The organism is Methylobacterium sp. WL6 (genome assembly GCF_008040095.1).
GTDB lineage: Bacteria > Pseudomonadota > Alphaproteobacteria > Rhizobiales > Beijerinckiaceae > Methylobacterium.
Window position 1 is genome coordinate 1 of record NZ_VRVH01000137.1, and the last position, 11,593, is coordinate 11,593.

12 protein-coding genes are annotated in these 11,593 nt (G+C 72.3%); 8 read left to right on the plus strand and 4 right to left on the minus strand.

Annotated elements, in window-relative coordinates; genetic code table 11:
- The first annotated feature begins 238 nt into the window (after positions 1–238).
- Together FV230_RS17080 and FV230_RS17085 are read left to right on the plus strand one after the other, a co-directional pair.
- Positions 239–517, plus strand: coding sequence for a hypothetical protein (locus FV230_RS17080; protein WP_147843249.1), 279 nt, complete (start codon positions 239–241; stop codon positions 515–517).
- Between the two features lie 66 nt (positions 518–583).
- A complete protein-coding gene (locus tag FV230_RS17085) occupies positions 584–922 on the plus strand; it encodes a hypothetical protein (RefSeq protein WP_147843250.1) in 339 nt (112 codons plus the stop codon).
- A gap of 73 nt (positions 923–995) precedes the next feature.
- Here FV230_RS17085 and chrA read toward each other — a convergent pair whose 3' ends face one another.
- Both chrA and FV230_RS17095 read right to left on the minus strand, forming a co-directional pair.
- Positions 996–2,384 carry a chromate efflux transporter gene (gene chrA, locus FV230_RS17090; RefSeq protein WP_147843256.1) on the minus strand — a complete coding sequence of 463 codons (1,389 nt, stop codon included), beginning with the start codon at positions 2,382–2,384 and terminating at the stop codon, positions 996–998.
- 73 nt (positions 2,385–2,457) lie between these two features.
- Positions 2,458–3,720 carry a hemolysin family protein gene (locus FV230_RS17095; protein WP_279593214.1) on the minus strand — a complete coding sequence of 421 codons (1,263 nt, stop codon included), beginning with the start codon at positions 3,718–3,720 and terminating at the stop codon, positions 2,458–2,460.
- 253 nt (positions 3,721–3,973) lie between these two features.
- On the opposite strand from FV230_RS17095, the gene FV230_RS17100 reads away from it, so the two are divergent.
- From FV230_RS17100 to FV230_RS17110, 3 genes are all read left to right on the plus strand, one after another.
- A complete protein-coding gene (locus FV230_RS17100) occupies positions 3,974–4,903 on the plus strand; it encodes a ring-cleaving dioxygenase (protein ID WP_147843251.1) in 930 nt (309 codons plus the stop codon).
- A 66-nt stretch (positions 4,904–4,969) separates the two neighbouring features.
- Positions 4,970–5,596, plus strand: a complete 627-nt coding sequence (locus FV230_RS17105) for an alpha/beta hydrolase (protein WP_147843252.1) — start codon at positions 4,970–4,972, stop codon at positions 5,594–5,596.
- 153 nt (positions 5,597–5,749) lie between these two features.
- Positions 5,750–6,124, plus strand: coding sequence for a hypothetical protein (locus FV230_RS17110; RefSeq protein WP_147843253.1), 375 nt, complete (start codon positions 5,750–5,752; stop codon positions 6,122–6,124).
- A 66-nt stretch (positions 6,125–6,190) separates the two neighbouring features.
- On the opposite strand, the gene FV230_RS17115 is transcribed toward FV230_RS17110, so the two are convergent.
- Positions 6,191–7,609, minus strand: coding sequence for a TAXI family TRAP transporter solute-binding subunit (locus FV230_RS17115; protein ID WP_147843254.1), 1,419 nt, complete (start codon positions 7,607–7,609; stop codon positions 6,191–6,193).
- 371 nt (positions 7,610–7,980) lie between these two features.
- Positions 7,981–8,652, minus strand: coding sequence for a sigma-70 family RNA polymerase sigma factor (locus FV230_RS17120; protein WP_187275532.1), 672 nt, complete (start codon positions 8,650–8,652; stop codon positions 7,981–7,983).
- A 798-nt stretch (positions 8,653–9,450) separates the two neighbouring features.
- Between FV230_RS17120 and FV230_RS17125 the strand changes: the two genes are divergently transcribed.
- The 3 genes from FV230_RS17125 to FV230_RS30810 all read left to right on the plus strand — a co-directional run.
- Positions 9,451–10,911 (plus strand): helix-turn-helix transcriptional regulator, encoded by a 1,461-nt coding sequence (locus FV230_RS17125; protein WP_147843258.1) that lies wholly within the window; start codon positions 9,451–9,453, stop codon positions 10,909–10,911.
- A 94-nt stretch (positions 10,912–11,005) separates the two neighbouring features.
- Positions 11,006–11,167 carry a CsbD family protein gene (locus FV230_RS17130; protein ID WP_147843255.1) on the plus strand — a complete coding sequence of 54 codons (162 nt, stop codon included), beginning with the start codon at positions 11,006–11,008 and terminating at the stop codon, positions 11,165–11,167.
- Between the two features lie 54 nt (positions 11,168–11,221).
- On the plus strand, positions 11,222–11,593 hold a 372-nt coding region (locus FV230_RS30810; RefSeq protein WP_246694892.1), incomplete at its 3' end, for a CsbD family protein.

An 11,593-nucleotide genomic window follows, 5' to 3' on the forward strand; every position in this document is an offset into this window, starting at 1 on the left:
GCCCTGCTCGAGGGCCGCGACCTGCGCCCGACCACGGACCTGCGCGCCGTGCTGAAGGGCGTCCTGCGCGACCATCTCGGCCTCCCCGACCGGGCGCTGGCCGACACCGTCTTCCCGGGCAGCGGAGGCGTCGCGCCGATGCGCGACCTCCTCGCCTGATCCCCTGTTTCCGGGGTTCGAACCCGGAAGATCCCGGTGCGGCCGGACGGGCCGCGCCTTCCATGTCCAGGAGACTCGAATGGTGAGACGACGTGTCGGCGCCTGCATCCTCGCCGGCAGCTTGGCCGGCACCCTGGCCGCGGCCGCCCCGGCCTCGGCGCTTCCCCTCCCCGGGCTCGCCGGCCCGGACGCGACCATCGTCCAGGTCTACGGCGGCTGCGGCCCGTTCGGCCATCGCGGACCCTACGGCGGCTGCCGACCCGGCGGGCAGGCCGGCGGCTACGTCCGCGGCCGCTCGTGCCCGCCGGGCTTCCACATCGGCCCGGCCGGCCGACGCTGCCGGCCGAACCGCTTCTGACGACCCGTCACGAACGACCGATGCCGGCGGCGTGCCGCCGGCCCTCACCCGTCACAGGAGGATTCCATGAAGGCATCGTTCATCACCACCCCGGTCGCGGCGGGAATCGTCGCCCTCGGCCTCGTCGGCGCGAGCGCCGGCGTCGCCGAGGCCCGCGACGGCTGCGGCCCCGGATTCCACCGCGGGTTCTACGGCTATTGCCGCCCGAACTTCGGCTACCGGCCGTTCGTCTACCGTCGCTTCGTGCATCGCCCCGCCTTCTACGGCTACCGGCGCTTCGCCTACGGCCCGCGCTGGCATCGCTGGGGCGGCCACCGTCACGTCGGCTGGGGCGGCTGGCACCGCGGATGGGGCGGCCATCGCGGATGGGGCGGCCACCACGGCGGCTGGCATCATCGCTGGTGATCGCCGGTGCACGTGAACCTGAGCCGCGTCGCCGCCTTCGCAGCGGTGCGGTTCCCGACGACGCGCGCGCAGCCTATCCGACCAGGCCGGCGAGGTGCAGGAGGATGCCGGCCGCCGCGCAGGCCGCCAGCGTCGGGATCACGCCGGCCTTGAGCCGGAACACGGCGACGAGCGCCGCGACGGCGAGGACGAGCGCCCACGGATTCAGGCTCGCGAGCACCGGAAGCTCGAGGCGGATCGGCCCGAGGGCGACGGGTTCGAGGCGGGCGAACAGCGTGTGCAGCGCGAACCAGACCGCGAGGTTCAGGATCACCCCGACCACCGCCGCCGTGATCGCCGAGAGCGCGCCGGCCAGCGCCCGGTCGCCGCGCAGGCGCTCGACGTAGGGCGCGCCGACGAAGATCCAGAGGAAGCACGGCGCGAAGGTGACCCAGGTGGTGAGCAGGCCCCCGAGCGTGCCGGCGAGCAGCGGCGGCAGGCCGCCCGGATTGCGGAACGCGGCGAGGAAGCCTACGAACTGCGTGACCATGATCAGCGGCCCCGGCGTCGTCTCGGCCATGCCGAGCCCGTCGAGCATCTCGCCCGGCCGGAGCCAGCCGAACTGCCCGACCGCCTGCTGGGCGACGTAGGCCAGCACCGCGTAGGCGCCGCCGAAGGTCACCATCGCCATCTTCGAGAAGAACAGGGCGATCTGCCCGAACACGTTGTCGGGCCCGAGGACGGCGACGATCGCCGCGACCGGCGCCAGCCAGAGGGCGGCCCAGACAACCGCCGTCAGGAGCGTGCGCGCGGGGGCGTCCCGCTCCTGCGGCAGCGCCGCGTCGCCGATGAGGTACGGTCCGGCATCCGTCCTGCCGGCCGCTCCGTGGCCGCCGCCGACCCGGAACTGCGGCAGGCCGGCCCGGCCCCCGAGATAGCCGGCGAGGCCCGCGGCCAGGACGATCAGCGGGAACGGCAGGTCGAACAGGAACAGCGCGACGAACGAGGCCGCCGCCAGCGCGACCATCGGTGCGCTCCTCAGGGCGCGCCGGCCGATGCGGAGCACCGCTTCGGCGACGATGGCCAGCACCGCCGCCTTCAACCCGAAGAACAGGCCGGCGACGACGCCGACGTTGCCCGACAGCGCGTAGACCCAGCTCAGCGCCATGATCGCGACGAGGCCCGGCAGCACGAACAGGCCGCCCGCGACCAGCCCGCCGCGCGTGCCGTGCATCAGCCAGCCGACATAGGTCGCGAGCTGCTGCGCCTCCGGCCCCGGAAGCAGCGTGCAGAAGTTCAGCGCGTGCAGGAAGCGGTCCTCGGAGATCCAGCGCCGCTCCTCGACCAGGATGCGGTGCATCACCGCGATCTGCCCGGCCGGGCCGCCGAAGGAGAGCGCGGCGATGCGGCCCCAGACGGGGACGGCCTCGGCGAGGCCGACCGCCGGCGGGGCCGTGCGGGGCGGCGCGGCGCGGCCGGGCATCGGGATCTCGGGGCCGTCGGCCATGTCGGGGTTCGCCTCCCACCCCGCCGCCTCGGCCGGGGCGTCCGGTGTGCTACGCGGTGGCGCGGGAGGCCAGCACCTTGTCGATCCGGCGCCCGTCCATGTCGATGACCTCGAAGCGCCAGCCGCCGGCCTCGAAGGCGTCGCCCGCCGCAGGGATGCGGCCGAGCTGGTAGATCACGTAGCCGGCCAGCGTCGTGAAGTCGTCGGAATCCGGCGGCTCGGCGAGCCCGAGCCGCTCGAACGCCTGGCGGGCCGGGATCATCCCGTCGATCAGGAGCGAGCCGTCGGCCCGCTCGACCACGTCGGGCTCCTCGCCGGGCTCGGGGATGTCGCCGGCGATCGCCTCCAGCAGGTCCGTCTGGGTGACGATGCCCTCCAGGGTGCCGTACTCGTCCACGACCACGGCCATGCGCATCGGCTGGCTCTGGAAGGTCTCCAGCACCGCCAGGATCGTCATGCTCTCGTGGACGACGATCGGCGCCTGCGTCGCGGAGGCGATGTCGATCGCCCGCCCGTCGAGCACCTGATCGAGCAGGTCCTGCTTGCGGACCACGCCGACGAGCTCGTCGACCTGGCCCCGGCTGACCACCACCTGGGCGTGCCCGCAGGCGCGCATGGCCTTGAGGATCGCCTCCTGCTCCGCGTCGGCGTCGACCCACTCGACCTCGTGGCGCGGGGTCATGATGTCGCTGACCCGGCGCTCGCCGATGGCGAAGATCCGCTCCACCGCCTCCTGCTGGACCTCGCGGATCAGGCCGGCCTCCTGGCTCGCCTGGATCAGCAGGTTGAGCTCGGCGGTCGAGTGCAGCGAGCCCTCGCCGTGGCCCGGCTGGAGTCCGAACAGCCGCAGCACGCCGTTGCCGAGCCCGTTGAGGAACAGGATCGCCGGCCGGAACACGAACAGGAACAGGGCCAGGGGGCGGACCACCGCGAGCGCGGTGCGCTCGCTGCGCTGGAGCGCGAGGCTCTTGGGCGCGAGCTCGCCGAGCACGATGTGCAGCGACGTGATCAGGGCGAAGGCGATCGCCACCGCGATGGAGTGGGCGGCCACCGGCCCGAGCGACAGCGGCAGCCCGTCGACCGCCGGCGCGATCAGGTGGGCGAGCGCCGGCTCGCCGACCCAGCCGAGCGCCAGCGACGACAGGGTGATGCCGAGCTGCGTCGCGGCGAGATGCGCATCGAGGCGGTCGGTCGCCCGCTGCAGCGCCGTCGCGTTCGCGCGCCGCTCGGAGACGAGCTCGGCGACGCGGCTTCGGCGTACCGAGACCAGGGCGAACTCCGCCGCCACGAAGAACCCGTTGGCCAGCACCAGGACGAGGACCGCGAGCAGCCCCAGCGCGGTCGCCCATGCATCGTCGGAAATTCGCCGTCTCCCCGCGTGTCGAACGCCCCGCCATAGCAGCCGGAGCGTCGCCCGGCCACGCCGAAGGTCGCGGAAGGCGGGCGGACCGTTCGATGTAAAATCAGAAACGATGCGTTTCCATCGTTTCGATTTCAATCGGACGGCGCAATCCTCAAGTGAGGTCCATCACCAGCGCCCAAGGGCGCCAGGCAGGAGAAGCCTCATGTCCGAGATCGGCCTCCACCACGTCACCGCCTTTTCCGGCCCGGCGGCACGCAACCGCGACTTCTACACCCGCGTGCTCGGGCTGCGGCTCGTCAAGACGACCGTCAACTTCGACGACCCGGGCACCTACCATCTCTATTACGGCGACGAGGCCGGGCAGCCCGGCACGCTGCTGACATTCTTCCCGATCGCGCATGCGGCCGCCGGCCGCGTCGGGGTCGGCGAGACGCAGGAGACCGCCTTCCGGGTGCCGCGGGCCTCGATCGGCTGGTGGATCCACCGCTTCGTCACGATGAATGTCGACCACCAGGCGCCGTCGAGCGCGTTCGGCGAGCCGACCCTGCGCTTCCGCGATCCCGACGGGATGCGGCTGGCCCTGGTGGGCGTCGAGGAGGCCGGCCCGGCGCCGACCCGGGACGGCGGCGACGTGCCGGCCGAGCACGCGTTGCGCGGCCTTCACGGCGTCACGCTGCTCCTGGCCGAGGCCGGCCCGACGGCCGCGATCCTCACCGACGGCCTCGGGTTCCGCGAGGCCGCACGCGACGGCGCATCGATCCGCTACGCCGGCAGCGCGGCGGCCGGCGGGTTCGTGACGCTCGCCACGGCGGCCGACCGTTCGAGCGGGCGGCCGGGGGCCGGATCGGTGCACCACATCGCCTTCCGGGCGGCCGACGACGCGGCCCAGGCGGCGACGGTGGACCGGCTCTCGACCCACCACCGCCTCGCCGTGACCGAGCAGCGCGACCGACAGTACTTCCGCTCGGTGTATTTCCGCGAGCCCGGCGGCGTGCTGTTCGAGATCGCGACCGACGTGCCGGGCTTCACCGTCGACGAGCCGCTCGCCACCCTGGGCAGCGCCCTGAAGCTGCCCGCCGGCCTCGAGCCGCACCGGGCGCGGATCGCGGCCGCGCTGCCCGACCTCGCCTGATCCGTCGTCCCGCCCCGCGCGAATGCGGGGCGGGATCGTCCTACCCCACGCTTTGGGAGCCCGAACATGCCCAACCCCGATCTCGGCTTCGTCCACCGCTTCGAGCCGGGCCGCGCCCCCGTCCGGCCCCTCCTCCTCCTGCACGGCACCGGCGGCGACGAGACCGACCTGCTGCCCCTCGGTCGCATGGTCGCTCCCGGCGCGGCCCTGCTGTCGCCGCGCGGGCCGGTCCTCGAGAACGGCATGCCGCGCTTCTTCCGCCGGCTGTCCGAGGGCGTGTTCGATGCTGCGGACGTGCGGCGCCGGGCGGCCGACCTCGCCGGGTTCGTCGCCGCGGCGCGAGCGCGCTACGGGCTTCCGGCGCCGTTGGCGCTCGGTTTCTCGAACGGCGCCAACATCGCCGCCGCGATGCTGCTGCTGCGCCCCGAGGCGCTGGCGGGCGCCGTGCTGCTCCGGGCGATGATGCCGCTGTCCGACCCCGCGCCGGCGGACCTCTCGGGCCGGCCGGTGCTGATGCTCTCGGGCGCGGCCGACCCGATCGTCCCGGGCGACAACGCGGCAGGGCTGGCCGCGCTGCTCGCCGCGGCCGGCGCCCGCGTCGAGCACGCGGTCCTCCCGGGCGGCCACGGCCTGTCGCAGGCCGACGTCACCCGGATCGAGGCCTGGATGACGCGCGAGGCGCCCCTGTCCTGACGCTCGGGCCGGGCGCGTTGCGCCCACCCAGGGCCATCCCGTCGTCAGGCTCCGCCTTGGGTCGGCGCCTGCATGACGGCGCGTCGGGGTGTAGGGAGGGAACGCGCGCGCGCTGAAACCGTCGGTGCAGCGTACAAGGATCGGAACAACCCCATGGACGCCGAGCTCGCCTCCAGCCTGCGACGGGCCACCGCCGCCGCCCGGCGCCACGCCGAGAAGTTCGTCGGCCCTGCCGGCGCGGACGCCCTCCCGTGGTCGGTGGTCGATGCCTTCGATGCCGAGATCCGCGGCTCGGTCGAGCGCGACCGGCGGATCGAGGACGAGCGCGACCGCGTGCTGATCGCCGCGGTGAAGCTCGCCGACACCCGGCCGGAGGACGGGGCCGAGGCGATCGAGGCGGCCCGCGATCACTTGGTGGCGGCGATCGACTACCTGGAGCAGGCGGTGCTGCGGTTCGGCGTCGTCAACCGCGCCGGCGCGAAGCGCGGCTTCGGCTCGGCCGGCCAGCCGGTGACCGCGAGGACGTGACGTCGCCGCCGAAGCCGGGGTCTCGCCGACATCCTTTCGCGCATCCTCGGCAGGCGCGAATCGCCGTCAGCCCTCGCCGCCGCCCGCCAGGTGAAGCCTCGGCTTGAAGGGCGGCTTGCTGCCGGGGGCGTCGCCTCCGGACACCGCGTTGCGGGCATCGGCCACGGTCGCCTTCGCGGTCTCGATGGCGATGCCGACGGCGGCCATGGTCCGCATCTCCGGCGCGCGCTCGCGGGCGTAGCGGACCACGTCCGTCGCGAGCCGGTCGATCTCCCTGTTCAGGGCCTCGATGGCGGCCGGGTCGCGCAGGGTCGGGGCCTCGTCGATGATCGCCAGCAGCCGATCCGTCACCTCGTCGATCCGTTCGCGGCGCAGGCCGGCCAACCGCTGGCGGAGCCAGGCCACGGCCGAGAACAGGCCGCCGGCCAGGGCCGCCAGCAGGTAGAGGGTGTCGCCGTAGCGGTCGACGAAGCTGTGCTGCTCGCGCTCGTAATAGTCGATCGCGCCGGGATGAATCGGGATTCGCGCGCTCGTGGCCGCGACCGTCGTGTCGTAGGCCGGCGCCAGCACGTACTCGGCCGCGTCGCTGGTCTTGGCGGCGGCGGTGCGCAGCTCGAACAGGTGCTGGGTCACGTCGGCCGCGACCACCCGGCTCAGGGAGGCTCGGGCCATCAGCCGGTACGAGGCGCCGACCGTCTTGACGTCGTCGCCCGGCAGCTTGGGCTTGCCGCCGAACAATCCCCCGGGGACCGTGACGGCCTGCAGGCGCGGGAAGCGCTCGATGAGGGCGGCGTCGTCGGGCACGCCGACGAAGTTGACCTTGCCGCCCTTGCTGACGGCCTTCACCGCCTCGACGAGGGCCAAGGCCTTCGGCGCCGACGGGGCGATGATGCTGACGATCGCGTCGACCTTCCTGGCCTGGAGGGCCGTGCCGACCTCGGTCGCCTCGACCGGGACGAGCAGGACGGAATGGGCCGGGACCTTCGCCCCGGCGACCTCGGTCTCCAGGGTGAGGCCGTAATAGCCGAGGAGGCTCTTCAGCAGGGAGAAGTCGGCGTCCTTGTGCGCGGCGATGCCGAGGCGCCTGCCGCCGAGCTTGGGGAAGTCGTCGATCCCGGCCGCCTCCGGCGAGACGATGATCATGGCCTGGTCCCGCAGGATCGCGAGGGTCAGGCCGTTGGTCGGCAGGTCGACGTCGGGCCGGACCACCGCAAGGTCGGCGCGCCCGTCCTGGAGCGCCGCAGCGCTTTCGCGGACGTCGTCGAACGGGAGGATCTTGAGGCGGACGTTCTCGCCGCCGGCGTCGAGGGCGTCGGCATAGGCCTTGATCAGCCCGGGCTCAGTGCCGTCCCGCGGGGCGACCGCGATGACCAGCGTGGTCGCCTGGGCGAGGTAGATCGCGAGCGCGGCGGCCGCGAGGAGCACGGCGATGGCCGCCACGGCGAGCGTGCCGCGCGTGAGCAGCCATGGCGGAGCCTTCGGCATCGTCGCGATCGATCCACCGGAAACGGAGAATGCCCCGATCGCCTGAACGACCGGGGGCGGCATCGGCTCCGCCGCGGAACGGACGATGTGGTCAGATCGAGAAAACGTGAAGCGGCGTCGGGGCTCGAGGCGGATCCGCGAGCTTCCGACGGTCACGACGCCTGCTTGCCGAGGGGCCTGACGGATCGCACGCCGTGCCGAACCCGAACGCGGCGCCGCCGTAGACGAGGGCGACCGCTTTCATAAGGCATCTCGCAACGCGGGCGCACTTTGCGCGAGGTCGCCGTCGACGTCCGCCCGGTCCTGCGTGGAGGCGGCTGTCGGATCGAACGGGGCCGTCGGCTCGCGCGCTCCCTCGGCCGCCGCATCCCTCACGCGATGCCCAGGATCTGCGAAAGGCGCTCGCGCGCCCGGCTGACCCGGCTCTTCACCGTGCCCGGCTGGCACCCGAGGACGAGGGCCGCTTCCTCGTAGGGCAGGCCCTCCAGCACCACGAGGAGCAGGGTCTCGCGCTGGTCGACGGGGAGCTCGGCCAGGGCGGTCTGCAGCTCGATCAGCCCGATCCGATGCTCCTGCTCGGCCGGCGACGTCAGCGCCGCGGCGAAGGCACCGTCGACGTCGCGGACCTCGCGCCGGTAGCGCTTGCCCTGGTTGATGTGCGCATTGCGCAGGATCGTGAACAGCCAGGCGACGAGGTTCGTGCCGGCCTGGAAGCGGGAGCGGTGCTCCCACGCCTTCAGCAGCGTCGCCTGGACCAGGTCGTCGGCCTCGGCCGCGCTCCGGGTGCGCATCATCGCGAAGCGGCGCAGGCGCGGCACCGCCGCGATCAGGCTGTCGCTGAACGCCTTCGAGACCTGCCGTTCCGCCTGGGCGTCCAGCAGGGCGGCCCTGAGCCGAAGCAGGACCTGGCCGAGCCTCGTCTCGGGGTCGGCGTCGGCGACCGCTGGGAAGAGCTCGTCCAGTCGCCGGCCGATCATGTCCTGGACATGACGGGGCAACCCCTCGTTCGGCGAGAGTTCTTCGGACGCAGTACTGATGTGCATGAGGAGGGGGCGTCCTTTGTTCGTAGAGGAAGTCGCTTTGCCTGCCCCTCTACGGTCCGGCTCGTGCCCCGGGTTCTGGATGATCGATCACGTTCACGTCAATGATCCGGCTATACCAGTTCACGTCGAGCCCGGCCGCGGAACCCCGGCATCGCGACGTCGTCCCGGGCATCGCTCGGACCGCGGGCGACGCCGACGCCGATGCCCCTGGCGCGCGCGTTCGCCGGGACAGCCGAGCGCCGACGACGGCGCCCACGGGGCATGGTGCGGCCTGCCGATCGGTTTGCATGCCGCTCCTGTTCGTTGCGTTCTGACGTTGCCGGCCGGCGACGAGGACCGCGGTGCAGGGACGCGGCCTTGCTTTCGCTCATCGGCCTGCTTGTCGGGATCGGGCCGCGGGCGCGGCGTCGAGCCGGGGGCCTGCACGGTCCGGCTCGATCAGGTCGCGGCGACGGCCTGTGGAAGATCGGCCGGCGCACCTACGGCGCGGGCGACCGGTACGCGGTGATCGACGACGCCAACCGGAGCCAGATCCGCGATCCCGGCCTGATCGATCCCGGGCAGATCTTCGTGCGGCCGGGCGAAGACGCGACGATGGCCGAGAAGGACGAGAGGCGCGGCCGACCGGTCGAGGCGGTCGTCCAGGCGACGCCCCGAAGGATGAGGCGGGGCGGCTGGCGGCGCGCATCCAGCACAGGCGTCCGACTGTACCAGTTCGCCCGAAAACAAATCCTGGAACCGCGGGCGGACGTCGCTGTTTCGCGCTTCGGTTTTCTTGCGGTCGAGAAGGTGGGCAGGGTGGTTGCGGGCGTCGACAGGCACGAGCTCCGGCAGATCGTCGCCGGCCTCAGCGAAGGGGTGATCCTGGTCGAGCCCGACCGGACCATCGCCTACGCCAACGCGGCAGCGCTTGCCATGCACGGTGCCGAATCCCTCGGCGAGCTCGGCGAGACGGTGGAGATCTACCGCGAGCGCTTCGCCCTGCGCTACCGCAACAACCACACCCCGAACCAGTATCCGATGGAGCGGGTCGTTTCCGGAGAGCGCTTCCACGACGTCATCGTCGACGTGAAGCGCACCGACCGGCCCGGTGTCGACTTCGTCCATTCCCTGCGCAGCCTCGTGGCGACCGACCACGCGGGCACGCCGAGCTGCCTCGCGCTGATCCTCAAGGACGTTTCGGAGCAGTTCGAGGCCGAGGACCGCTTCGAGACCACCTTCAACGCCAACCCGGCCCCGGCGGTGATCACCCGCCTGTCCGACCTGCGTCACGTCAAGGTCAACACCGGCTTCCTCGAGATGACCGGCTACACCCGCGATGCCGTGATCGGCCGCAGCGTCTACGAGGTCGACGTGCTGGCCAACGCCCGCAACCGCGACCTGGCGGTCAACCGGCTCAACGCCGGCGCCACGATCCCGCAGATGGAGGCGTGCCTCGACCTGCCGGACGGCGGCACACGGTTCGTGATCGTCGCCGGCCAGCCGATGGAGCTGGGCGACGAGCCGTGCATGCTGTTCACCTTCGCCGACCTCGAGCTGCGCAAGAAGGCCGAGACGGCGCTGCGCCAGAGCGAGGAGCGCTTCGCCAAGGCGTTCCGGCTGACGCCGGTGCCGACCCTGCTCGCGCGCGCCGACGGCTTCGGGATCACCGGCGTGAACGACGCCTTCGCGCGCGTCTTTGGCTACGCCGCCGACGCCGTCCTGGGACGCTCGCCCGCCGAGTTCGGCCTGTGGGTCCACGATGCGGCGCGGTCCAAGTTCGAGACCGCCCTGTTGCGCACCGGCTTCGTGCTCGGTCTGGAGGTCTGCCTGCGCCACGAGGACGGGACGAACCTCGATTGCCTCGCCTCGGCCGAGCGCGTCGAGATCGGGGACGCCGTCTTCGCCCTGCTCGTCCTGCAGGACATCACCGACCGCAAGCGCAGCGAGCGGGACATGTTCGAGGCGGTCGAGGCGGTGATGGCCGACACCTCCTGGTTCAGCCGCGGCCTGATCGAGAAGCTCGCCAACCTCCGGCGACCGGGGACCGGTCACAAGGACGGCATCGCCCCGAACATCACCGTCCGGGAGCGCCAGATCCTCGACCTGATCTGCCAGGGCCAGGGCGACGAGGCGATCGCCAAGCGGCTCAACCTCTCCAAGAACACGGTGCGCAACCATTCCGCGTCGCTCTACCGGAAGCTCAACGTCCACAAGCGCACGGAGGCCATCGTCTGGGGGCGGGACAACGGGTTCCCGCTGTCGCCGACCGAGAAATAAAGACTGCCCGACTGGTACGTCTGCATCATTGTCCCGCCGGATCGGCGGACCATCTCAGGCAACGAACTTCGTCTCGGTCGCTGCGGAGACACCGTTGAGCGCACAAAAGTCATCCGAGGCTTCGGAAAAGATCAAGGGCTCGGTCAAGGAAGCCATCGGCAAGTTGATCGGCGACGAAAAGGCCGAGACCGAAGGCAAGGCTCAGCAGAAATTACCGAGTGATGCGGTGAAACCGAACGTCGGGCCCAAGACGTAGCATCGACGACACTGCGCATCTCCTGCAACGTTTTTAACTCAGGACACGGACATCATGGTTGATACGGATCGGGTCACGGGTGCCGCCAAGGAATTCGGCGGCAAGGTGCAGGGCGCCGTCGGCGACCTCACCGGCTCGAAGCGGGACTCGGTCGAGGGCCGCGCCCGCGAGGCGCAGGGCTCCGCCGAGAACCTCTACGGCCAGGCCAAGGACACCGTGCGCGACGCCGCCGAGCACGTCGCCGACGCCGCCCGGGACATCGGCGGCCGGGTGCGCGACGCGGTCGGAAGCCTCGTCGGCTCCGACGACGTCGAGGACCGCTCGCGCCGGGCGCAGGGCGCCGCCGAGGACGGCTACGAGCGCGGCGAGCGCTACGTCCGCAGCGCCGGCGGCAACGCCTACGACCGGGCCGAGGACGCCTACGAG

Coding starts and splice junctions, on each gene's coding strand:
- FV230_RS17110 (WP_147843253.1), top strand. CDS start 5,750: ATGGACGCCGAGCTCGCCTCCAGCCTGCGACGGGCCACCGCCGCCGCC.
- FV230_RS17080 (WP_147843249.1), top strand. CDS start 239: ATGGTGAGACGACGTGTCGGCGCCTGCATCCTCGCCGGCAGCTTGGCC.
- FV230_RS17085 (WP_147843250.1), top strand. CDS start 584: ATGAAGGCATCGTTCATCACCACCCCGGTCGCGGCGGGAATCGTCGCC.
- FV230_RS17105 (WP_147843252.1), top strand. CDS start 4,970: ATGCCCAACCCCGATCTCGGCTTCGTCCACCGCTTCGAGCCGGGCCGC.
- FV230_RS17100 (WP_147843251.1), top strand. CDS start 3,974: ATGTCCGAGATCGGCCTCCACCACGTCACCGCCTTTTCCGGCCCGGCG.
- chrA (WP_147843256.1), bottom strand. CDS start 2,384: ATGCCCGGCCGCGCCGCGCCGCCCCGCACGGCCCCGCCGGCGGTCGGC.
- FV230_RS17120 (WP_187275532.1), bottom strand. CDS start 8,652: ATGCACATCAGTACTGCGTCCGAAGAACTCTCGCCGAACGAGGGGTTG.
- FV230_RS17115 (WP_147843254.1), bottom strand. CDS start 7,609: ATGCCGAAGGCTCCGCCATGGCTGCTCACGCGCGGCACGCTCGCCGTG.